Origin of the sequence: Dactylosporangium sp. NPDC005555 (assembly GCF_040605635.1) — a bacterium.
In the GTDB taxonomy this organism is placed as follows: Bacteria; Actinomycetota; Actinomycetes; order Mycobacteriales; family Micromonosporaceae; genus Dactylosporangium.
This window is the reverse complement of sequence record NZ_JBEXDG010000045.1, coordinates 20,199-41,923: the sequence shown is the minus strand read 5'-3', so window position 1 is coordinate 41,923 and position 21,725 is coordinate 20,199. Positions and strand designations below refer to the sequence as shown.

Here is a 21,725-nt window from a genome sequence, read left to right as displayed (position 1 = left end):
CACGGAGGTAGCAGATGCCCAGTGACACCGACGCCGCCGCCACCGCGTGGGTACTGGCGAGTGCCGCGCTGGTGCTGCTGATGACGCCCGGCGTCGCGTTCTTCTACGGCGGCATGGTCCGGCGCACCAACGTCATCGGCATCATCGTGCAGAACGTCGCCACCCTCGCCATCGTGACCGTCACCTGGGTCACGGTCGGCTTCACGATCGCGTTCGCGCCCGGGAACGAGTACCTCGGCGACCTGCGCTGGCTCGGTCTCAACGACCCGGCCGGGCGGGCGGAGTCGGCGCCGCACCTGCCGCTCATGGTGTTCGCCCTGTTCCAGCTGATGTTCGCCGCGATCACCCCGGCGCTGGTCACCGGCAGTGCCGCGGAACGGTGGCGGTTCGGGCCGTTCTGCGCGTTCGTCGCGGTGTGGTCGGTCCTGGTGTACGCGCCGGTCGCGCACTGGGTCTTCGCCCCGCAGGGGTGGGCCGCGCGGTGGGGTGCCCTCGACTTCGCCGGTGGGACGGTGGTGCACGCGAACGCCGGTGCCGCCGCCATCGCGGTCGCGGTCGCGCTCGGAAGGCGGCGTGGCTGGCCCGCCGAAACGAGCCGCCCGCACAGCCTGCCGATGGTGATGACGGGCCTGGCGCTGCTGTGGTTCGGCTGGATCGGGTTCAACGGCGGCTCGGCGTACGGCGCCGACCAGCTCGCCGGCACGGCCGCCGTGAACACGATGGTCTCCGCGTCGGCCGGGCTGATGGCATGGGCCTTCACCGAACGGGTGCGGTACGGCAAGACGACCGGCCTTGGCGCGGCCTCAGGGGTGGTGGCGGGACTGGTCGCGATCACGCCGGCGGCGGGTTACGTCGCGCCGGGCGGTGCGCTCGCGATCGGGGCCGTCGCGGGTCTGCTGTGCCATCTGCTGGTCGGTGTGAAGGTGTGGTTCAAGGTGGACGACTCGCTCGACGTCGCCGCCGTTCACCTCGGCGGCGGGGTCATCGGCGCGATCTGCGTCGGGCTGTTCGCGACGAAGTCCGTCAACGCGGCCGGGGCGACCGGTCTGTTCTACGGCGGCGGGTACCACCAGCTGGTCCGGCAGGTCGTGCCGGCGGCGGTGGTCGTCGCGTACTCGCTGCTGCTGACCCTGCTCATCTGCGGCGTGCTCAACCGGTTACTGGGCAACCGGGTCACCGGCCGGGCCGAGGCCGCCGGGCTGGACCTCTCCGAGCACGGGGAGGCCGCGTACGACCTGGCCGGCAGCGACATCCCGGCAGTACAGGACACCCAGGACGGGCGGACGGCGGTGCAGGCCCGGTGAACGCCCACCCGAGGTCGCGGGCCGCCGCGGCGGTCCTCACCGTGGCGGTGATGAGCGCCGTGCTCGGCGCCGGACTGTCCAGCTCGTGGTCGCAGCTGTCCCGCCAGCGTGGCCTCGTCGCCGCGGAGCGGGCCGGGGTCGCCTACCTGGAGCCGCTGACCGCCCTCGTCGGGGCGCTGACCACGGCCGGGTCCGGTGCGGCGCGAGGCGAGCCGCTCGACGCCGGTCCGCTGCACGCGGCGGCCGCCGAGGTGGCCGCCGCCGACACCGCGCACGGTGCGCTGCTGGGCACCGGCCCCCGCTGGTCGGAGCTGCGGCGGCGGATCGGCGCGCTGACCGGCGGACCGGGCGGCTACCAGGACCTGCGTGACGCGGCGGGCCTCGCGACCGAACTCGCCACGCAGGTCGGCGACGCGTCGCACCTCGTCCTGGACGCCGAGCTCGACGTGTACTACCTGACGGACGCCGGGCTGCGGCTGCCCGCCGTGATGTCCGGCGCCGCCCGCGTCGCGGACCTCGTCGCGCTGCCGCCCGGCACCGGCGCCGCAGCCTCCGGCGACGCGGATGAACGGGCCGCCGCGGTCGCCGTCGCCCGGTACGAGGTGGCCGTCGCCGTGGCCGCGATCAGCACCGGGTTGCGCAAGAGCGCGCAGAACACCACCCTCCTGTCGACCGGCACCGACCTCACCGGCCAACAGGACGCCTTCCAGACCGCCGTCGACACGCTGACCCCGCCCGCGCTCGTCCGCGACCTGAGCGGGCAGGTGACACCGGCCGGGTCGGCCGACGCCGCCGCCAGGGTCGGCCGGGCCGCGGCCGGTCTCGCCGCCGCGATCTGGGACCGGCTCGACACGCTGCTCGCGGACCGCCAGGCCGGGCTCGTGCGGCAGCAGCGGCTGGTGATGGGCGGCGCTGCGACCGTGCCTGCCGGCGCCCTCGTCCTGCTGTGGCTGTTCGCCCCCGGCCGGCGCTCCCACGCGGCCGACGACGACGCGGGCGGCGACGCGGGCGGGACCGAGCCGGAGGCGCCGCAGATCAGCCTGATCGACGCCCGGGACCTGCTCGGCGCCGAGGAACTGGTGCACGTCGGCCGGGCGGTGCGGCCACGACCCAGGGAGCACGACGGTGCTCGATGACCTCGGGATCCGCCAGAAGCTCAGCCTGCTGCTGGTCCTGCCGCTGTCGGTGGTGGTGTGCACGATCGTGCCCTTCACCGTCGAACGGGTCGACGACGCGCGGGCCGCGGCGGTCACCGCGCGGTCCGCCCGGCAGGCCCGGCAGGTCGGCGGCCTGGCACAGGACCTGCAGCAGGAGCGGGTGGTCGCCCTCGCCTACCTGGTCCTGCCGGCGACGGACCGGTCCGCGGTGCTCGCCCGGCAGCAGCTGGTCGACGACGGCGTGGCCCGCATCCGCGCCGGTGGACCGGCGACCGACCTCGCCATGGCCCTCGACCGGGTCGACGGGCTCGACTCGCAGCGGCAGGCGGTGCTGTCCCGCGAGGCCGACCCGGATGCGGTGTCCGACGCCTACCGCGACACGATCCTGGCCCTGCTCGGCGCGCTGCACCTGACCGCCCAGGACGGGGTCGACGCGGCCGGGCTGCGGCAGCTGTGGACCCTGGACGCATTGCTGCGCGCCGACCAGGCCGCCGGTGACGTCGCCGCCGCCCTGCTGGTCGCCGCCGCCGACCGCGCCGCCGGTGCGCCCGCACTCGCCGCGGCCGTCGCGGCCGAGCGGCAGCAACGCGACCGGTTCCGGCAGCTCGCCGACGACCGGCAGGTGGCGTTGCTCGACGCCGTGGAGCGTGGCCCGTCCGGGCAGCGGTTCACGGCCCTCACCGACCTGCTCAGCGGCAAGGACGCCGCCGACGCGGTGACCGTGCTCGGTGTGGCCGACGCGTACGGGGCGTTGCGGCAGACCGTCGAGGACCGGATCGCGGCGGACGTCGCCCGGGCCGCGGACCGCCGGGAATCGGACGCCCGGACCACCGCGCTGGGAGTCGGGCTCGGCGCCGCCCTCATGCTCGCCGTCGTCGTCGGCCTGTCGGTGCGGCTGAGCCGGTCCATCGCGGCGCCGCTGCGACGGTTGACCCGGGCCGCCGCCGCGGTCGCCGACATCGCCGGCGCCGAACTGGTCCGCGTCGACGACGCCGACGAGGCGGTGTCCCGGCCGACCCGCTTCGCGGCGGTCAACATCCATGGCCAGGACGAGATCGGTGAGCTGGCCGCCGCCATCAACCGGGTCCAGGCGACCGCCGCCCTGCTGCTGGAGCGGCAGGTCAGCACGCGCCGCAACGTGGCCGCCATGTTCGCCGGCATCGCCCGCCGGACCCAGGGCCTGGTGAGCCGGCAGCTCGGCCTGATCGACGACATGGAACGCGACGAGCAGGACAGCGGGGTGCTGGAACGGCTGTACCGGCTCGACCATGTGACCACCCGCCTGCGGCGCAGCGCCGACTCGCTCCTGGTGGTCTCCGGCGACCGCGACGGGGAACTGCTCTCCCCGACCCCGCTCGCCACCGTGATCCGGGCCGGCACCGCGGAGATCGAAGGCTTCCAGGCCGTGCGGCTGGGCCGGGTCACCGACGTGCTGATCGCCGCGGAGCTCGTCGCCGACCTGCGGCTGCTGCTCGCCGAACTGCTGGAGAACGCGACGGCCTTCTCACCACCCGGCGCGTTCGTGGAGGTGGTCGCCGACCTCAGCGACGGGTGCCGGATCACGGTCGCGGACGCCGGGATCGGCATGCCCGCGACGCGGATGGAGGAGGAGAACCGGCGCCTGGTGGAGCGGCCACGCCTCGACGTGGCACCGACCGACGTGCTCGGGCTCTTCGTGGTGGGGCGGCTGGCACGCCGGCACGGGTTGACGGTGCTACTGGCGCCGACGCCGACACAGGGTGTCACGGCCACGGTCCTGATCCCGCCGCGCCTGTACACCGTGCCCCGCAGCCTGTCAGCCGACCTGCCGGCCGGTCCCGCGAACGGATCGGCGAACCCGCCGGGGGCGGCCCACGACGCGCAGCCGGCAAACGGATCAGCGAACGGGTCGGCGGCTGCGTCGCCGGCCGTGCGGCGGTGGGCGGCCACGCTGGACGACTCGTTCGGCTGGTTCGCCGGGCAGGAGAAGACGAACGGCCATCCTGTCGTGGTCGCAACGGCGCCTGCCGCAGCCGAGGACGGACGACCTGTCTCCCGAAACGGGCTGCACAGGCGTACTCCGGGCAGGTTCGCGTCGGCCTTCGAGACCTCGCCGACAGCTCGAACGACCGCCGACCGGGACGCGCCTGCCGAGTTCCGTGATGCGGAGACCGAGGCAGCCCAGCTGGCCGCGTTCACGCAAGGCGCCGAACGCGCCGCGGCCGGGGGCCCGGTCCCCGCGCCTCGGCCGGCCACCGAATCCCGGACGGCGCCGCACGGTCTCACCCGGCGGACTCCCGGCGCGCACCTGTCCGCCTCCGCGCGACCGAACCCCCGGGCCGCCGCTGCGCCCGGCGCCGCTGCTCAAGGCGCCGCCGCGGACGCGGGACCGCAGCGGGATCCCGAATCGGAGCGGGCCGCCCTGGACGGATTCGTCGCAGGGCTCGCCCACGCCGCGTACAGCCTCACTGAACTCGAACCAACGGACCGGAAGGGGCAGCGATGACCGTACCGATGCAGCATGTCAGCGCCGAGGCGGAGCAGTTCAACTGGCTGCTCGATCAGTTCGCCACCAACACCCCGCTCGTCGCCGACGCGATCGCGGTCTCGTCGGACGGGCTGCTCATCGCGACGACCAACTCGCTGGAGCGGGCCGACGCGGACCGGATGGCGGCGATCACGTCGGCGATCATCAGCCTGGCCAATGGCGCCTCACAGGTGTTCGACCTCGGCGCGCCCAACAAGGTGATCATCGACCTGAGCCGCGGCTACCTGCTGGTCAGCGCGATCAGCGTGGGCGCCGTGCTGGGTGTCCTCGCGGCGAAGTCGGCGAACCTCGGCCAGCTCGCCTACGAGATGGCCATGTTCGCCAACCGTGCCGGTGCGGTCCTGACGCCGGGCCTCATCGAGGAGCTCAAGAGCAACGTCGGGTACTGACGATGACCCACCCTGACTCCCGCCACGGCCCTCGTCACGATCCCGGCACCGGGCGACCGGCCGCGTCGGCGGTGCGGCCGTATCTGCTCACCGGCGGGCGGGCCCGTCCCGACGCCGTGCTGGAGATCGAGGCGCAGGTCCTGACCACGGCCGCGGGTGAGGACGCCCTGGACCGCCACCGGTACGAGCAGCGCGAGATCGTCCTGCTGTGCCGCCGGCCCCTGGCGGTCGCCGAGGTCGCCGCCCGGCTCGGCCTGCACCTCGGCGTGGCCCGGGTGCTCGTCGGCGACCTCGTCGCCTGCGGGCACCTGGCCGCCCGCCGCCCGGACCATGCCCCGCACCGCAACGTCGCCATCATCGAGAGGGTCATCCGTGGGCTTCAAGCCATCCACTGACATCCCCAGCGGGCAGACACCACCCGGCCGGCGGCCTCCGCTGCCCGTGAAGATCGTCATCGCGGGCGGCTTCGGGGTCGGCAAGACGACCACGGTCGCCGCGGTCTCCGAGATCCCGGTGCTGACCACCGAGGCCGCGATGACCGAGGTGGCCGCCGCGATCGACCGGACCGGCCACGTCCCGGCGAAGGTCACCACGACCGTGGCCCTGGACTTCGGCTGCATCACCATCGACGAGGAGATCAAGCTGTACCTGTTCGGCACGCCCGGCCAGGACCGCTTCGGCTTCATGTGGAACGACCTGACGACCGGCGCGCTCGGCGCACTCGTCATCGTCGACGTCCGCCGTCTCGACGACTGCTATCCGTCCGTCGACTACTTCGAGCAGGCAGGCATCCCGTTCGCCGTGGCCGTCAACCTGTTCGACGGCCGGCTGCCCCACAACCTCGACGACGTACGCTGGGCCCTCGCGATCAACGACACCACCCCGCTGATCACGTTCGACGCCCGGGATCCCCGCTCGGTCCGCGATGCGCTGCTCGTCCTGCTGCACCGGGCCCTGACCGTGACGAAGGCCGAGGCGGCTCAGCCCTGACGCGTGAACTCCCGGCCCCCGATCGGCGCGATCATCGGCACGTCAGTGGTCACGACAACGCTGACCCGCAACCGCGCCAGCAGTTCCTCGTCGCTGCCGCTCCGCCCGGCGCCCAGATCCACGAGGTACACCCGCGACCGCCCGTCCGCCGGTTCGACGCCGAGCACCTGGAACCGGCTGCCGGGCGCGAAGACCGCGACGGCCGCACCGGTATGGCCGGTGCCGTCGAGGCGGCGGCCCACCATGGACCAGATGACGTACTCGACCTCGGCGGCCGGGTTGACCTCCGGGACGAGCCGCGCCTCGACGGCCCCCGCCGCGGTGACCTCCTGCCCCGCGACGTAGGACCCGGTGCGAGCGGCGGCCGACGCGTACACGGGCCCGAACACGACCGGCAGCCCCCCGAGATCAGCCAGGACCTCGGCAGCCTCATCGCCGCCGGCCAGCGGTTCGGCCTGGCTGACGGGCCCATCCGCAGCGGATTCCTCAGTGGGCTCAGTGGGCTCAATGGGCTCAGTGGGCCCGGCCTGCACCGGAGCGGTTTCCCTGACCGTCTTGCCGGGCGCGGACCGGACCACTGCGGCGAGTGCGCCACCGAGCCGCCGGGCAACGCCGCCGAAGCCTGCCCGGGCCGCCGTTGACGCGGTCACGACCTCGGACCTCCCAGCACGGGGCGGTGTCGAACGCGTCGCCAGGTCCGCCAGCCCGGCGGTGGCACAACCGACCGGCAGCACCGGCCCCACCGGCTCGGACGGCACACCGGGCCGGTACGCGTCGAACCCCGCTCCGGCGAGCAGCACCCCGGTCGCGGTCAAGGCCAGCGGACCGGCCGACGCGTAGACGGTCGATCCCCACGCGGTCGCCAGCCGTTCCAGGACCGCCGGCTGCCGCGCGTGCCCGGGTCCCGTGATCACCAGGGGTTGCTCACCGGGTCCGAGGACGGCCAGGAGCAGATCGACGAAGTCCTCGGCGCCGATCGCCGAACCGCCTACCAGAAAACCCTTCCGACCGACGGAGACCTCGACGACCGCACCCGCTACGGCCGGCATCGCGCCGAGCGCATCCGCGCCGTCCACAAAGGACCAACCGGCGGCCGTGACACGTCCGGCGACGGCGCGTCGCCCGCTCGTGTACGGCCCCGACGGCGTACCCGGCGGCCCGATCGGATCCTCACCGGCCGCGGACACCGCTGCGACCATTGGGACCTCAGCGACCTCAGCGACCGCGTCGACCGGTGCCACACCACCATCGGCCAGGACCGGAGCCAGCCGCCAGCCCGTCCGGCTGAGCACGGGAACGGCAGATCGCAGCCGCATCGGCAGGGCGTCGAGACGGCCCGGTGACGGACCCGTCGAGAGGGCCTCGGGCAGCAGCACCAGACGCGACGCCGGGTCGGGCCGGAGCCCTTCCACCGCCCGCAGCAGTGCCTCGACCGGCACGGCACGCCGGCACCCGCCGGCGAAGACGGTCGCGGCGTCCGGCTCCCGCGGCAGGGTCCCGACCACCCCGGCCCGCCCGGGCCGCAGGCCCGGCGGCAGCAGCCACAGCCCCGCCGGCACGGGATGCGCGACCAGTCCCGGCCCCGTCCACGCCGTCGACGGCACCGGCCAGCGCGGCCGCGGCGACCACGGTGGTTCGTCGAAGTCGCCGGTGCCGGTGCCGAACCCGTACCACCCCGGCAGCCACCGGCCGCCGTCGGCGCCGGGGTCCGCCACCGAGACGCAGGTGCCGTCGGAGGCGACGGTGACCGGCCCGAGCGAGCCGATGGCCCGCAGGCCGAGGTCCCGCGCGATCCGCCGGACACCGGCCTGCCGCGCGGCCTGGTCCGGTCCCGGGCCGAGCAGGACGAGCCTGACCTCGTTCCCGACCCGGTCGAGTTCGGCGACGGCGGAGAGGACCACGTCGAAGAGGTCGTCGCGGGCAGTGACCTCCGGCGCGGTCACGACGACCGTCTCCAGGTGGGCCCGGCCGAGCACCGACGTCACCGCCCGCAACGCCCCGGCGGCGCCGTTGCCGGACCGCAGCAGCACCGCACCGGGGAGCGCCTCGACCCGCACGCCCGCCGGCCGAGACCGCACCCGGCCGGCCCGGGCCGCCGCCGTCACCACGGCTCCCCCGCTCCCGCCGACGTGACGGCGGCGACCGCCTCGTGCGTCGCGACGGCGTCGATCGGATCGGCCCGGTACCCGGCGGCCCGGATGTGCCGCAGGAACTCGGCTTCCGGCGCCAGCCCGTGCGCACGCAGGTAGTGGGCGGTGCCGTCCGACCAGACCCACGCACCGTCCGACCGGCAGCTCATCGGCACCACCCCGTGCCCGCCGCCGAGCACGTCGTCCATGAGGGCCTCGGTGGCGAGCACCGGGCTGCCACCGGCCAGGAAGGCAAGGACCTCGTCGCGCTCCGGCCCGTCCAGCCGCTCCCGGCCGGCCGCGAAACCGGGCTGCACCCCCGGATCCAGCAGCCGCGCCACCCGCGGGCGGACAGGATCGGTCCCCCCGGAGGAGCCCCAGATCAGTTCGGCGACCGCGAGAGCCGCCCGCTGGTACGGCGGCAGCCGCGAGGCCTCGGCGAACACCTCCACCTGCGGGTCTCGCTCATCGGCGTGGGTGAGGACCTCCTGCAGCCGGGCCGCGGTCAGGGCGAGCAGCTCCCCGTCCGCCGCGGCCTGGACCAGGAACACCCGCTTCGGCGGCGGCCACCCAGCAGCCCGGTCCGGCGACCGCCACACCCGCCACACCCCGCGCGCCGTGCCTTCGGACTCCAGCTCGACCGCCTCGGCGCAGGCCTGATCAGCATCGTCCGGCCCGTCCGCGAACCCCGGCGGCGGGGCGGCGCTGAACACGACCGGCAGGATCCCGGGCCGGGCACCCTGCCGTACGACGGGCGACACAAAGTCCCGTAGCAACACAGCGTCAGCGTCGGTGAGCGGCAGCCGCAGCGTCTCGGCCGCGTAGCCGAGCATCGCCGCCACCGCGTCCGGTCCCACTCGGACAAGCTGGTCACGCGCGGCGCACAGCAGTTCGTCGGGCACCCGCCCGGCCAGGCGCAGCAGCACCTGATGGAACGCGGCAACCGTCAACCTTCCGCCTCCCGTACCAAATCTCCGGCATCTCGCACCCCCTACTTCGTACGGCGGGCCGGGAAAGTTCACGTACCGGCGAAGAAATCACTGGATTCAACGATGTCTCGGCGGCCGGCCCCGGGAGAGCGTCGTGCTATGACCCGCCGACTCTGTGCCCGCGCCGGAGCCGTCTGCGTCGCGGTGGGCCTCACGGCCGGGTTGAGCACCGTCCCCGCCGCGGCCGACGACGCACCGCCCGCCCTTCCCTCCACGTCCAACGGTTGTGTCGGTCCTTCGCCGGTACGGGACAGCGGACGGATGTCATGGCCGGTCGCGCGGATGGCGCCGTACCAGACGTGGCCGCTGAGCCGGGGCAGCGGTGTCGTCGTCGCGATCCTCGACTCGGGTGTCAGCGGCGGAGCCGCCGGGCTGGGCGGCGCGGTCGCGGCCGGCCCGGACGTCGTCACGGGCGGCTCCGGACAGTCGGACTGTCTGGGCCGCGGCACCGCACTCGCCGCGATCGTGGCCGCCCGCCCGGTCGCCGGCACAGGGGTGGTCGGGATGGCGCCGGAGGCAACGGTGCTGCCGGTCCGCATCATCGACGCGCAGCGGAAGGTGACCACGAAGGCCATCGTCGACGGCATCAACGCCGCCGTCGACGCCGGCGCGGACGTCGTCCTGCTCGGCACCGGCGACGTGACCGACAGCGCCGCGCTGCGCGGTGCGGTCGCCCGGGCGACCGGCCGGGACGTGCTCGTCGTCGCACCGGTCAACGACGGGTCGTCCGCGTTCGCGGGGCAGCCACCGCCGGTGTGGTACCCGGCCGCGTACCCGGAGGTCCTCGCGGTGGGCGGGGTCGGCGCGGACGGCCAGGCGACCACCCTCTCCGGCAAGGGCAGCGAACCTGACGTGCTCGCGCCGGGGGTGAACGCGGTCGTGCCCGGCCCGTCCGGCGACGGCCAGTACACGGTCGGCGGGTCGGCGATCGCCGCCGCGTACGCCGCTGGTGCGGCCGCGCTGGTCCGCGCGTACCAGCCGGAACTGAGGGCGGCGGAGGTGGCGCAGCGGCTGGTCGTCACGGCCGAACGGCCACCGCACGCGGTGGCCGGGACGGTCGACGCGTACGCGGCGGTCTCAACACTCGAACCAGGTCAGGCGGCGCGGACCGTACGGCTCGACGCGGCCCCCGTCTCAGTGGCGACGGCACCACCGGCGGACCCGGCGGCCGCGCGGGCCCGGCTGGTGTCCGCCGCCGTCGCCTTCGTGGCGCTGCTGGTCGCGGTGCTGCTGTGGGTCAGGCGAGCCCGGAGAGGATAGGTTCGACGTACGGTGTCTGGATCGTCCGGCTGCCGCGACGGGTGCACAGCATCGCCCGCCCGGGCGGCAGGATCTTCGGTTTGGTGTTGCCCAGCAGCGGGCCTTCGCCGGGCGGGCAGGACAGCACCACGTCCGGGCTGTTGGTCTCCTGCAGGCGGCGGATGAACGGGTCCATCGACATCCGCATCGCGCCGGCGGCGGCCCGGGTCAGCACGACGTGGAAGCCGATGTCGGTGCCCTGCGCCAGGTACGGGATGAGCGGCAGCATCGGGCTCTCGTGCCCGCCGAGCATGTCGTAGTCGTCGACGATGAGGTAGAGCCGCGGGCCGGTCCACCAATCGCGGGCGCGCAGCTGTTCAGGGGTGACGTCGGTGCCCGGCATGCGTCGTTTGAGCCCGTCGATGGCCTGGGCGACGGTCGCCTTCGCCGAGTCGACCGAGACCGAGTAGCCGAGCCGGTACGCCTCGGGCACCCCGTCGAACAGGGAACGCCGGAAGTCGACCATCATCAGCCGCACCTCATTCGGGGCGTAACGATTGACCAGCGCGCCGGCGACGTACCGCAGCAGGCTCGTCTTGCCGCTCTGCGCGTCGCCGAGGACGGTCAGGTGGGGCAGCTCCTCGAAGTCGTGCCAGACGGGCTGCAGCCGCTCCTCGTCGATGCCGATCGGCAGCCGCAGGTCCCCTTCGGCGCCTGGCAGGTCACGGGCGGGCAGGACAGCGGGCAGGGTCCGTACGCCGGGTGCGTGGGCGCCGTCCCAGAAGTCGCGGACGGCGGTGGCGAGGGCTCTGGAGCCGTCGGCGACGGTGGCCGCGTCGGGGATGCCGTCGATGCGGGGCAGCGCGCTGAGGAAGTGGGTCTTCTGCGCGGTGAGGCCGCGGCCCGGCAGGTGCGGGACGGTGGCCGCGGCCCGCAGGTCGATCGCCGAGTCGACCGGGTCGCCGAGGCGCAACTCGAGACGGGTGCCGATCTGGTCGCGCATGCCATGGTGGACCTCGGACCAGCGGGCGGTGGTGAGCAGCAGATGGACGCCGAAGTTGAGGCCGCGGGCGACGACCTGCCGGATCGCGGCGTCCGCGGCCTCGAACTCCTGACGCAGCGTGAACCAGCCGTCGACGACGAGGAACACGTCGCCGTACGGGTCGTCGACGAGCCCGGCGGCGCGGCGGGCCCGGTACGCCGCCATGCTGTCGACGCCCTCGGCCGCGAACCGGCGTTCCCGGTCGGCGATCAGGGCACTCACCTCAGCCACGGTCCGGATGACCCGGTCGGCGTCGAGGCGGCCGGCGACGCTGCCGACGTGCGGCAGGCCGCTGATCGCGCCGAGCGTGCCGCCGCCGAAGTCGAGGCAGTAGAACTGGACCTCGCGCGGGCTGTGCGTGAGCGCGAGGGCGCAGATGAGGGTCCGCAACAGGGTCGACTTGCCGCTCTGTGGGCCACCGGCGATGCCGAGGTGGCCGCCGATGCCGGACAGGTCGGCGACGAGCAGTTCGCGGGCCTGTTCGAACGGTTTGTCGACGAAGCCGACCGGCACCGCGAGGGCACTGTTGTCGGGCCAGCCGACGGCCCGCAGGCCGGCCTCCGGGTCAGGGGCGAGCGCGGGCAGCAGCTGGTCCAATGTGGGTGGGCGGTGCAGCGGCGGCAGCCACACCTGGTGCGCGGGCGGCCCGCCGTCGACGAGCTGCGCGGCGACGACCTGCAGGACACTCGGCGTGCGCTGGTCCACGGCGTCGGCCGGGTCAGCCGCCTCATCCGGCACGGGCAGCTCCCGCGGCGCCGTCGCGTCCGTGCCGCGGAACGGGGTGTGCCCCAGCCGGTACGCGACGACCTGCCCCTGCACGACCGCCGGGTCGAGCCGTTCCCGTTTGGGCCGGTACGGTCCGGAGACGTAGGCGGCCTTGAAGCGGATCAGTGACGACACATCGGCCCGCAGGTATCCGTGGCCCGGCTGGGACGGCAGTTCGTGGGCGTCGGGCACGCCGATGGCGGTGCGGGACTCGATGGCGGAGAAGGTGCGCAGACCGATCCGGTACGACAGATGGGTCTCCAGCGCGGCGATCCGGCCGTCGTCGAGGCGCTGGCTGGCCAGCAGCAGGTGCACGGCAAGGGACCGGCCGAGCCGGCCGATCATGACGAAGAGGTCGATGAAGTCACGGTGGGTGGTGAGCAGCTCGCTGAACTCGTCGACGACGACGAACAGCGTCGGCAGGGCGTCGAGCTGCCGGCCCTGCGCGCGGGCCCGCTCGTATTCGAGCACGGAGGTGAAGCCACCGGCCTGGCGCAGCAGCTCCTGGCGGCGGACGAGCTCGCCGTGCAGGGCGTCGCGCATCCGGCCGACGAGGGCGGCCTCGTCGGCGAGGTTGGTGATGACCGCAGAGGTGTGCGGGAGCTGGTCGAGGCCGAGGAACGTGGCGCCGCCCTTGAAGTCGACGAGGACGAAGTTGAGGATCTCCGAGGAGTGGGTCATCGCCAGGCCGAGCACGATGGTGCGCAGCAGTTCGCTCTTGCCGGAGCCGGTGGCGCCGATGAGCATGCCGTGCGGTCCCATGCCGCCGAGCGCGGACTCCTTGATGTCGAGCTCGACGGGTTCGCCGTCGGCGTCGACGCCGATCGGGATGCGCAGCCGGCCCGCCTGGGGCCGGGTCGCCCAGGCCCGGGTCAGGTCGAGGCTGCTGAGGTCGGGGACGCCGAGCAGCGTACCGAGGTCGAAGTCGCTGTTGAGCGCTTCGGCCGCCGGTTCGGTGGTGATGCTCAGCCGGTACGGCGACAGGATCCGCGCGACGGTCCGGGCCTCCGCGACCGCCAGCTCGTCAGGCCGGGCCAGGTTCGAACGGACCTCCCGGCCGATCTGGTCGTGCTTGACCTGTTCCAGCCCGGACTCGCCGAGGTCGGCCCACAGCAGGCCGCGCGGCACCGTCGAAGGGGGTGTGCCGAGGTCGACGAGGACGGCGTTGCGGTAGCCGCCCGACAGCATCCGGGACCCGGCGGGTATCCGGCCGTCGTCGCAGATGACCAGGACGAACGGTTCGTCGCGGCTCGCGGTCGCGCCCTGTTCCCAGCGGGGCCTGGCCAGGAACGCCTGGCCGAGGAGGCGCTCGACGGCGTCCATGCTGTCCGCGGCGAGCCGGGCGGGTCCGGCGGCGTCGTGTTCGGTCGGGTGCTGCACGTGCGGGAACCATTTGATCCACTCCCAGTCCGCGGTGGCGTCCTCGGACAGGCACAGCGCGATCATCACCTCCTCGGGGGCGTGGAACGTCGCGACCTGCGCGACGAGTGCCCGGGCGAGTGATCGGCGGCGCCCGACGTCGCCGGTGATCCGGATCTGGTGGAAGCCCGGCAGAAACAGCGCCACGGGCAGGTCGGCGACGGTGGTGTACGCGTTGATGAACCGCCGCAGCGACTTCGCCGACAGCGGCTCCAGGTCCTCGATCGGTTTCGTCTGCAGCGGCGCCATCCGGGTGGCGAGCAGCTGCCGGCCGGTGCCGACCCGGATCTCGAGGAAGTCGGGATGGCTGGGCCGACGTTCCCAGCGGCGGGTGGTGAGTGCCACCGACCACAGCGCGGACGGTTGGGGGTGCCGCCAGGCGGTCGCCTCCCGCTGCTGGTCGATGGAGCGGCGGATGCGTTTGCGCTGCTGCGACAGGTAGCGCAGGTAGTCGCGGCGGTCACCGCCCACGCGGTGCTTGCGTTCCCCGGCGCTGACCGCGAGCTGACCGACGATCATGCCGAGCATGGCGGCGCCCATCATGCCGACCATGACCCAGGTGAGCACGCCTCGGCGGCCGCCGAGGAACATCATCACCATGACGCCGGACATCAGCATCATCGGCAGGATCGTCATGACGCTGCGCAGGCCACCGGGGGTGACCTCGGGCAGCACCGGTGGTTCCTGAAGGCTGACCTGGCCCGTGGGCAGTTCGGGCCCGGTCCGCCGCGCCGGGCGGCGGAACACGACGGTGCTCACCGTTCACCTCCAAGACCGGCCGTGCACCGGCAGGGCACCGGCGCCGACTACAACGTGCGGCCGGGGGCATCGGGATCACCGGGCCGCGAAGATTTTTTCGGTAGGGCGTGAACCCGGGCCGTGTCCATGCGTTGTGATGTCCATGACTGTCGCGGCCACCGGCGAGATGTGCCGCCTCACCATCTGCGGGCCGGCCCGCCAGGTCGAGGTGGCGGTTCCGGCCCATGTGGTCGTGTCCGACCTGCTGCCGGTCCTGGTCGAGCACCTGGGCGAGAACCTCGTCGAGTCCGGGCTGCTGCACGGCGGGTGGGTGCTGCAGCGGCTCGGCGCACCCCCGTTCGACCAGGGCGCGACCGTGGCGACGCTGGGGCTGCGGGACGGCGACGTGGTCCACCTGCGGCCGCACTCGGAGCAGATCCCGCCGGTCGACTTCGACGACCTGATCGACGGCATCGCCTCCGGGGTCACTGAGCGGTCCGGGCGCTGGCGACCGGCGCTGACCCGGTGGACGGCGCTGACGGCGGCGGTCGTGGTGCTCGCCGCCGGCGTCGCCGTGCTCGCCCTGCCCGGTGAGGCCGCCGTCCGCGGGCTGGCCGCAGGGGTCCTCGCGCTCGTCTGGTTCGCCGGGGCGATCGTCGCCACGCACGCCCTGCACGACAGGGCGTTCGGGGTCGTCTTCACCGGGGCCGCGGTCGGCTACGCCGGGCTCGCCGGGCTCCTCGCCGCGGACCCGCGCACGGGGGTGGTGGGTCTACGTCTGGACGCGCCGGCGCTGTTCACCGGGTCGGTGGCGATCCTGGCCACCGCCAGCATCGCCGCGCTGACGGTCGCCGCCCGCCCGATGCTGCCCGCAGTGATCGTCGCCGGGCTGCTGAGCACGGGCGGGTCAGCGCTGGGCGCGTTCGCCGGGCTGTCCATGGTGGAGGCCGCCGCCGCACTGCTCGTGGCGGTCACCCTCGCCTCGATGATCGTGCCGATGCTGGCATTCCGGTTCGCCGGGCTGCGGCTCGCGCCGCTGCCGACCCAGCCGGAGCATCTGCAGGAAGAGCTCGACCCGATCCCGAGCACGTCGCTGCTGCCCCGGGCCGCGGCCGCCGACCGGCTGATGAGCGCGCTGTACGCGGGCCTGGCGGCACCGGCGGCGGTGGCGGTCGTGATCGTCGGCGCGGCACCGGGGTGGGCACCGGCGACACTGGCGGGGCTGATCGCCGCGGTGCGCTGCCTGGCCGCCCGGCCGATGACGAGCGGCTGGCATCGGCTCGCCCAGCTGCTGCCCGCGGCTGCCGGTGCGATCGCGGTCGCCGTGTCGTACGCGGCGGCCGGCACCCCGCTGACCCGGCTCGCCGTGGCGGCGCTCGGCGTGCCGCTCGGCGCCGCCCTGTTCCTCCTCATCGCCAGGGTCGTGCCGGGGCGGCGGATGACGCCGTACTGGGGCCGCGCCGGTGACCTGCTGCAGACCCTCGCCGCGACCGCGATCCTGCCGGTTTTCCTCGCCGTGCTGGACGTCTACGGCTCCGCCCGCGGCATCGGCGGCTGATCGCGGTGCAGTCCAGGCGTGACCAGGTACAGGCCCAGTCGTACATGCTGGGCAGGCTCACCGCCGCTCTCGTCATGGCCGAGCCGGAGGCCCTGGAGAACCCGCACCGGCGGGTCCTCACCGGCATGGTCGCCGGGCTGCTGATCGGCTGCCTGGTCGTCGGCGGGTTCGTCGTGTTCGGCTTCCTCAAACCCGGCGGCGCGAAACGGTGGCAGCAGCCGGAGACACTCATCGTGGAGAAGGAGTCCGGCGGGCGCTTCGTACTCGTCGGCGGGCAGCTACGGCCGGTGTACAACTACACGTCCGCGGCCCTGATCTTCGGCAAGCGGCCGGCGATGGTGACGGTGTCCGCGGCGTCGCTGCGCTCGGTGCCGCGGGGCATGCCGATCGGCATCGTCGGCGCGCCCGACTCGCCGCCCGCCGCGGCCGGGCTCGCCGGGGTCGTGTGGACCGTGTGCGCGCTCGGCGGGACCGACCGGACCGGCGCGGCACGGGCCGGGACGCTGCTGGCCCTCACCCGGGGCGGCGGCGGCACACCGGTCGGCGACGACAGCGGGTTCACCGTGACCGCGCCCGGTGGCCAGGTCTTCCTGGTCTGGAACGGCCGCCGGTTCGCGCTGACGAAACCGTGGATCCCGCGGGTGCTCGGCTACGGCTCGGCACCGCAGGTCGCGGCGAACTGGCTCAACCAGGTGCCGCCCGGCCCGGACGTCGCCCCGGTCGCCGTCGCCGGGCGGGGCGAGGCAGGTCCGGTCGTCGACGGCCGGCCGACCCGGGTCGGGCAGGTCTTCGTCGCCCGGGTCGTCGGCACCGCCGACCGCTACTTCCTGCTGCTCCGCGACGGCCTGAGCCCGGTCGGCGCGACCGGGGTCGCGCTGGTGCTCGGCGATGCGAACACCGCGGCGGCATATCCGGACTCGCCGGCCCTGCCGGTGGAGCTCACCGCCGGTGCCCTGGCGCAGCTGCCGGTGTCGAAGCAGCAGCCGATCCCGGCCGGGCTGCCGCAACGGCCCCCCGCGCTGGCGGCGCTGCCGACCGCACGGACGTGGTGCGTGCAGCGCCTCACCCCGGACGGGCCGGCGGTGGTGACCGTGCTCGCGGCGCCGGCCGTCACCGTGGACGGCGACCCGCAGGACGTCGAACGGACCGAGCAGACCGCGTCCGCCGTGCTGGTCGCGCCCGGCGCCGGCGGGCTGGTGCACCAGGGCCGCGCCGACCAGGCGAACGGCACGAGCTACTTCCTCGTCACCGACGCGGGCGTCAAGTTCCCGGTCGCGGACGCCGCCGCGGCCACAGCCCTCGGCTACGCCCTCGAGACGGCCCGGACCGTGCCGGCGACGCTGTTGTCCTTACTGCCCACCGGGCCGGTGCTGGACCTGACGGCGGCGAGGAGGTGACGCCACTGAGGATCGGCACAGCATTCCGCCACGCACGAGAAAGGTGAACATCCATGACCACACCCATGTCGAACACCGTCGACGATGCCACCATCCGCGCCACGCTCAACGCCTTCGAGGTCACCATGGCCGACGTCAACGCCGCGATGCAGGCGGTCGACGCGGTCAGCGCGTCGGTGCAGTGGAGCGGGGAGGCCGCCAACCGCTACCGCACCTCGCTCGCCGACTGGATCACCGGCGTGAAACAGGTCCGGGACGGCCTCGAACAGCTCCGGACGGCGATGAGCCAGCACCTGAACATCTCGAGCAACGCTGAGGACGAGGCGTCCACGAACGCCCAGTGGTACGCCTGACCGGCTGAAGAGGAGACACCCCATGGCAACCTACGCCCTCGACCCGAACGGACTGCTCGACTCGGGTATGGAACTGCGCGGCGTCACCAGGTCGATCGAGACCGCGCTCGACGACCTCAACGGGTACGTCAACCAGTTCATCGCCGCCAACGCCGGTGGCGCGGCGTCGTCGTACAGCGCCGCGCAGACAACCTGGAACGGCGGCCTGACCACGATGCAGAACGCGCTCGACCGCGGCGCCGCCGCGATCGACAACATCCGCGACAACTACCACGTCGCCGACACGCAGGGCGCCGCGCTGTTCGAAGGCAACGTCTAGCCCGCCAGGAGGAACGCATGCCGATCACCGTCGACGACGCTTTTCTCAACCGGGCGTCGAACGCCAACCAGCTCATCTCCGAGCAGGTGACCAACTCGCCGCAGGGTGACATCGCGACGATCACCCTCAAGTCTGGACACAGCTCGTTCTCGCTGAGCGCGCCGGTACAGACCGCGGTCGCCGGCGTCGGCGCGGCGCTGAACACCCGGCTCGGCGAGATCCGGACCACGGCGCTCAACCGCTCGACGCAACTGACCATGTACGCCGCCATCTCCGACGACGCCGAGGACCTGAACAACGTCAGCGCTCAGTCGTTCCTCACCAACATCCCGGCCTGGAACACGTCGCCGAGCACCGGGCACGGCAGCTAGACCGGTACGACCGGCGCCGCCGCGCTCGACCGCGGCGGCGCCGGGCACGACGTTGCACGCCGCCGCATGGAGGGATCTCGATGACACAGCCGTTGGACCCGTTGGACTGGGACGACGCCATGCGCAACATCCTCGGCGCAGAGCAGGACATCGACGCGTTCCGGGTCGCCTATCCCGCCTGGATCGGCCTGGACATGTCGTTCTGGGAGTCGCGGCAGTCGACCGAGGCGCACAACGCGAGCCCGTGGAACCACTGGATGCCCAACGGGTCCGACTGGAACAAGATCACGCTCTACCGGTACCGCAACCTCGGCAGCCGCGGGACCATCAACTTCCAGCTCATCCGGGCCACGGTCTACTTCTACGAGGGCGGCGACGACTCCCCGGCCAGGCAGGCGAAGCTGCTGATGGACACGAGCCAGTCCATCATCGACGGGATCGACGCGAACCAGTACCTCGACCCGCAGATGTTCCGGGACGTGGCGACCCGGTTCACGAACGTGCACACGTACCTCACCGGCGACGGCCAGACCCAGCTGCGCGCGATGTACGCCGAGATCGACGACGGCCACGCGATCGAGGGGTCCGCGGCGGACGCGTTCGCGTGGGCGATGCGGGACATGGCGCAGGGCATGGAGCAGCTCGCCGCGAACATCAGCGGCCGCTTCGAGCTCAACTACAACCACTACGTGAACACCGGCTGGCCGAGCGTGCTCACCAAGGCCGCCCAGGAGATCGACTCGTTCCGGCTGCACCTGCGGGAGGCGTGGACGGCGTACAAGGCCTGGCAGCACTACGACCCGAACACCCTCGTCGACGCGCTGCTCAAGTCGATGGAACGGCAGGTCGACGAAGCCGACCAGCACCGCCCGAGCCGCACCCAGGGCCGGCAGGAGGCATGGATCTTCCACTTCGGCGACGTCCTGTCCGGCGCCGGCAACTCGACCTACGACCTGATCCAACAGTCCGAGTGGCTGCGGTTGAACACCGACCTGAAGAACGAGTGGATCAACCGCTACAAGAACCTCGACACGGCGTCGCAGACTGCGACACGGTTGCTGATCGCCACGTACAACGAGCTGCTGGAGGCATTCGCGCGGGGTGTCATCAACATCCCGCACCTGCCGTACCCGCAGCCGGGACCGCCCGGGGTCGGCGGCACACCACCGCCGGGCGGCAGCGACGGCGCCGTCCCGCCGCCCGGTGGCAGCGGCGGCTTCGACGGCTCCACCCCGCCACCGGGCGGCGGCAGCGGCTCGGAGTTCGGCGGCGGCGGCACCGAGTTCGGCGGCGGGGGCGGCGGGTCGGAGTTCGGCGGCGGGGGCGGCGGCGGGTCGGAGTTCGGCGGCGGGTCCGGCGGCTCGGGCGGCTTCAGCGGCGCCGGCTTCGGCGCGGGCACCGGCGACGGCTCCGGCGGATCCGGCGGCTTCAGCGGCGCAGGTGTCGGTGGCTCGGGCTTCGACACCTCGGATCCGGCTTCCGGATCCGGAGGTTCCGGCGGCGGTACCGGCGGCAGCGGCGGCATGATCGGCGCCGGCATCGGCGGCCTCGGCACAGGCGGCCTGGGTACGGGCGGCCTGAGCGGCGGCAGCAGCGGCACCGGCCGGCCCGGCGGAACCGGCACCGGCGGAAGCGGCGGCGTCATCGGCAGCGGCGGCATGACCGGCGGGACCCCGTCGCCGCTCGACCCGGGCGACCTCGGCTCCGGCGGGTTCGGCGGCTCCACCGGCGTCACCCCCGGCGGCTTCAACACAGGCGGCCTGACCCCGAACAACCCCAGCGGCATGGCGCTCGGGCCGCTGGGCACGCCCCCGGCAGGCTACGCCCCGGCCGGGGTGGGCAGCTTCCCGGCGGGCGCGGTCGCCGGCGGGGCCCTCGCCTCGGGCGGCGCGAACGTCGGCGGGCTGCCCGGCGCCATGGGGAACCCGGTGTCCGGGGACGGCGGCAGCTCCGCCGGCGCCGGGATGGGCGGCATGCCGTTCATGCCGCCGATGGGCCGGATGGGCGGCGGCGGCAAGGAGAACGAGAAGGAACGCGAACGCACCACCTGGCTGGCCGAGGAGGAAGCGGTCTGGGGCACCGACCCGGACGTCACGGCCGCCGTCATCGGCCGCGAGGAACCCGAGCCGGAGCACGGCACCCGCCCGGTCCAGCGTCCTGGCCGTCCGGGCACGACGCAGCCCACGTACGAGCCGTCGCGCGGGCGCGGCAACCGGTGAAGCACTGACATCCGCACGAAGGAGCAGCATGTCCACCTCATGGCACGAGGAGATCGAACGGGCGTACGCCGAGCTCGACGAGAGTCAGCAGGCCATCGCTCAGGTCCAGCACGACATGACCGGCAAGCAGATCACGGTCACCTCCAAGAACCGGGCGATCACCGTCGTCACCGACGCGCAGGGCGAGGTCATCGACATCAAGTTCAACTCCCGCGCGTACCGGTCGATGCCGGCTGCCGAGCTCAGCGCGCTGCTGGTCGAGACGATCGGCGAGGCCAGGCGACAGTCGCTGGCCGAACTCGCGTCGATGTTCTCGGCCGTGCTCCCCCAGTCCACGCCGATCCTCGACATGCTCAACGGCACCGTCGACATGGACGAGATGCTCCGCGAGGCGATGCGCCAGATCCCCGACCTGCCCGGTACTCCCGGCGCCGAACGGAGCTGACCGTCATGCCCACTCCACCGCTGCACGCCGACACCGACCTGCTGCGCGGCGAGGCGTTCGCCGACTTCGTCGCCCATGTCCAGGCCATCCTCGACAAGGTCAACGCCGCCGCCGGCGACCACCTGCCGGTCGCGGCCGTGATCCGCGACGACTCCGACGAGGTCCTCAACACCGGCCTGGCCGACAAGCTGGGACTGGCCCTGCAGATCCTCTACGGCCTCCGCGACCTCTCCGGCGGGCACGCCGGCCAGGTCGAGGAGCTCAGCGCCCTGCTGCGCGACGTCGAGGACATCAACGAGCAGATGGCGGCCGACTTCGGCGGCGGCGGCAACGCGCGTCCCTGATCGCCGGCGTCGCACCGTGACGCCGGCCCCG

The 21,725-nt window shown here is 73.6% G+C and carries 18 protein-coding genes; 15 read left to right on the top strand and 3 right to left on the bottom strand.

Annotation, left to right across the window (positions count from 1 at the left end):
* Positions 1 to 14 precede the first annotated feature (14 nt).
* From ABZS58_RS36330 to ABZS58_RS36305, 6 genes are read left to right on the top strand one after another with little or no spacing between them, the layout of a single operon-like run.
* Positions 15 to 1,304, top strand: a complete 1,290-nt coding sequence (locus ABZS58_RS36330) for an ammonium transporter (RefSeq protein ID WP_354787821.1) — start codon at positions 15 to 17, stop codon at positions 1,302 to 1,304.
* On the top strand, positions 1,301 to 2,440 hold the full coding sequence (locus tag ABZS58_RS36325) for a hypothetical protein (RefSeq protein ID WP_354787820.1): 1,140 nt from the start codon (positions 1,301 to 1,303) through the stop codon (positions 2,438 to 2,440). Before ABZS58_RS36330 ends, ABZS58_RS36325 begins: the two co-directional genes overlap by 4 nt.
* Positions 2,430 to 4,946, top strand: a complete 2,517-nt coding sequence (locus ABZS58_RS36320; RefSeq protein WP_354787818.1) for a nitrate- and nitrite sensing domain-containing protein — start codon at positions 2,430 to 2,432, stop codon at positions 4,944 to 4,946. Before ABZS58_RS36325 ends, ABZS58_RS36320 begins: the two co-directional genes overlap by 11 nt.
* Positions 4,943 to 5,377 (top strand): roadblock/LC7 domain-containing protein, encoded by a 435-nt coding sequence (locus ABZS58_RS36315; protein ID WP_354787816.1) that lies wholly within the window; start codon positions 4,943 to 4,945, stop codon positions 5,375 to 5,377. The genes ABZS58_RS36320 and ABZS58_RS36315 overlap by 4 nt, the downstream gene beginning before the upstream one ends.
* A gap of 2 nt (positions 5,378 to 5,379) precedes the next feature.
* The gene (locus tag ABZS58_RS36310) at positions 5,380 to 5,772 is read left to right on the top strand and encodes a DUF742 domain-containing protein (RefSeq protein WP_354787815.1); all 393 of its coding nucleotides are present in this window, start codon (positions 5,380 to 5,382) and stop codon (positions 5,770 to 5,772) included.
* Positions 5,750 to 6,367 carry an ATP/GTP-binding protein gene (locus tag ABZS58_RS36305; protein ID WP_354787814.1) on the top strand — a complete coding sequence of 206 codons (618 nt, stop codon included), beginning with the start codon at positions 5,750 to 5,752 and terminating at the stop codon, positions 6,365 to 6,367. Before ABZS58_RS36310 ends, ABZS58_RS36305 begins: the two co-directional genes overlap by 23 nt.
* Here ABZS58_RS36305 and ABZS58_RS36300 read toward each other — a convergent pair.
* Both ABZS58_RS36300 and ABZS58_RS36295 read right to left on the bottom strand, forming a co-directional pair.
* Positions 6,358 to 8,472, bottom strand: a complete 2,115-nt coding sequence (locus tag ABZS58_RS36300) for a hypothetical protein (RefSeq protein ID WP_354787813.1) — start codon at positions 8,470 to 8,472, stop codon at positions 6,358 to 6,360. The two genes, ABZS58_RS36305 and ABZS58_RS36300, sit on opposite strands and share 10 nt — an antisense overlap.
* The gene (locus tag ABZS58_RS36295; protein ID WP_354787812.1) at positions 8,469 to 9,446 is read right to left on the bottom strand and encodes a hypothetical protein; all 978 of its coding nucleotides are present in this window, start codon (positions 9,444 to 9,446) and stop codon (positions 8,469 to 8,471) included. Before ABZS58_RS36295 ends, ABZS58_RS36300 begins: the two co-directional genes overlap by 4 nt.
* A gap of 138 nt (positions 9,447 to 9,584) precedes the next feature.
* On the opposite strand from ABZS58_RS36295, the gene ABZS58_RS36290 reads away from it, so the two are divergent.
* Positions 9,585 to 10,745 carry a S8 family serine peptidase gene (locus ABZS58_RS36290; RefSeq protein ID WP_354787811.1) on the top strand — a complete coding sequence of 387 codons (1,161 nt, stop codon included), beginning with the start codon at positions 9,585 to 9,587 and terminating at the stop codon, positions 10,743 to 10,745.
* Here ABZS58_RS36290 and eccCa read toward each other — a convergent pair.
* Positions 10,723 to 14,709, bottom strand: coding sequence for a type VII secretion protein EccCa (gene eccCa, locus ABZS58_RS36285; RefSeq protein WP_354787809.1), 3,987 nt, complete (start codon positions 14,707 to 14,709; stop codon positions 10,723 to 10,725). The two genes, ABZS58_RS36290 and eccCa, sit on opposite strands and share 23 nt — an antisense overlap.
* A gap of 142 nt (positions 14,710 to 14,851) precedes the next feature.
* Between eccCa and eccD the strand changes: the two genes are divergently transcribed.
* The 8 genes from eccD (at position 14,852) to ABZS58_RS36245 (ending at position 21,694) form a co-directional block, all read left to right on the top strand.
* Positions 14,852 to 16,246, top strand: coding sequence for a type VII secretion integral membrane protein EccD (gene eccD, locus ABZS58_RS36280; RefSeq protein WP_354787807.1), 1,395 nt, complete (start codon positions 14,852 to 14,854; stop codon positions 16,244 to 16,246).
* A 5-nt stretch (positions 16,247 to 16,251) separates the two neighbouring features.
* A complete protein-coding gene (gene eccB, locus ABZS58_RS36275; protein WP_354787806.1) occupies positions 16,252 to 17,643 on the top strand; it encodes a type VII secretion protein EccB in 1,392 nt (463 codons plus the stop codon).
* Positions 17,644 to 17,696: 53 nt separating this feature from the next.
* Positions 17,697 to 17,996, top strand: coding sequence for a hypothetical protein (locus ABZS58_RS36270; protein ID WP_354787804.1), 300 nt, complete (start codon positions 17,697 to 17,699; stop codon positions 17,994 to 17,996).
* 22 nt (positions 17,997 to 18,018) lie between these two features.
* Positions 18,019 to 18,315 (top strand): WXG100 family type VII secretion target, encoded by a 297-nt coding sequence (locus tag ABZS58_RS36265; RefSeq protein ID WP_354787802.1) that lies wholly within the window; start codon positions 18,019 to 18,021, stop codon positions 18,313 to 18,315.
* A 17-nt stretch (positions 18,316 to 18,332) separates the two neighbouring features.
* The gene (locus tag ABZS58_RS36260; protein WP_354787801.1) at positions 18,333 to 18,686 is read left to right on the top strand and encodes a hypothetical protein; all 354 of its coding nucleotides are present in this window, start codon (positions 18,333 to 18,335) and stop codon (positions 18,684 to 18,686) included.
* 80 nt (positions 18,687 to 18,766) lie between these two features.
* Positions 18,767 to 20,905: a hypothetical protein gene (locus ABZS58_RS36255; RefSeq protein WP_354787799.1), complete on the top strand. Its 2,139-nt coding sequence runs from the start codon at positions 18,767 to 18,769 to the stop codon at positions 20,903 to 20,905.
* 28 nt (positions 20,906 to 20,933) lie between these two features.
* The gene (locus tag ABZS58_RS36250; protein ID WP_354787797.1) at positions 20,934 to 21,350 is read left to right on the top strand and encodes a YbaB/EbfC family nucleoid-associated protein; all 417 of its coding nucleotides are present in this window, start codon (positions 20,934 to 20,936) and stop codon (positions 21,348 to 21,350) included.
* Positions 21,351 to 21,355: 5 nt separating this feature from the next.
* The gene (locus ABZS58_RS36245; RefSeq protein ID WP_354787796.1) at positions 21,356 to 21,694 is read left to right on the top strand and encodes a hypothetical protein; all 339 of its coding nucleotides are present in this window, start codon (positions 21,356 to 21,358) and stop codon (positions 21,692 to 21,694) included.
* Positions 21,695 to 21,725: the final 31 nt, after the last annotated feature.

Excerpts from the sequence above, each read along its gene's own strand:
- ABZS58_RS36270 (WP_354787804.1), top strand. The coding sequence starts at position 17,697 with ATGACCACACCCATGTCGAACACCGTCGACGATGCCACCATCCGCGCC.
- ABZS58_RS36250 (WP_354787797.1), top strand. The coding sequence starts at position 20,934 with ATGTCCACCTCATGGCACGAGGAGATCGAACGGGCGTACGCCGAGCTC.
- ABZS58_RS36315 (WP_354787816.1), top strand. The coding sequence starts at position 4,943 with ATGACCGTACCGATGCAGCATGTCAGCGCCGAGGCGGAGCAGTTCAAC.
- ABZS58_RS36255 (WP_354787799.1), top strand. The coding sequence starts at position 18,767 with ATGACACAGCCGTTGGACCCGTTGGACTGGGACGACGCCATGCGCAAC.
- ABZS58_RS36290 (WP_354787811.1), top strand. The coding sequence starts at position 9,585 with ATGACCCGCCGACTCTGTGCCCGCGCCGGAGCCGTCTGCGTCGCGGTG.
- eccD (WP_354787807.1), top strand. The coding sequence starts at position 14,852 with ATGACTGTCGCGGCCACCGGCGAGATGTGCCGCCTCACCATCTGCGGG.
- ABZS58_RS36260 (WP_354787801.1), top strand. The coding sequence starts at position 18,333 with ATGCCGATCACCGTCGACGACGCTTTTCTCAACCGGGCGTCGAACGCC.
- ABZS58_RS36330 (WP_354787821.1), top strand. The coding sequence starts at position 15 with ATGCCCAGTGACACCGACGCCGCCGCCACCGCGTGGGTACTGGCGAGT.
- ABZS58_RS36245 (WP_354787796.1), top strand. The coding sequence starts at position 21,356 with ATGCCCACTCCACCGCTGCACGCCGACACCGACCTGCTGCGCGGCGAG.
- ABZS58_RS36310 (WP_354787815.1), top strand. The coding sequence starts at position 5,380 with ATGACCCACCCTGACTCCCGCCACGGCCCTCGTCACGATCCCGGCACC.
- ABZS58_RS36265 (WP_354787802.1), top strand. The coding sequence starts at position 18,019 with ATGGCAACCTACGCCCTCGACCCGAACGGACTGCTCGACTCGGGTATG.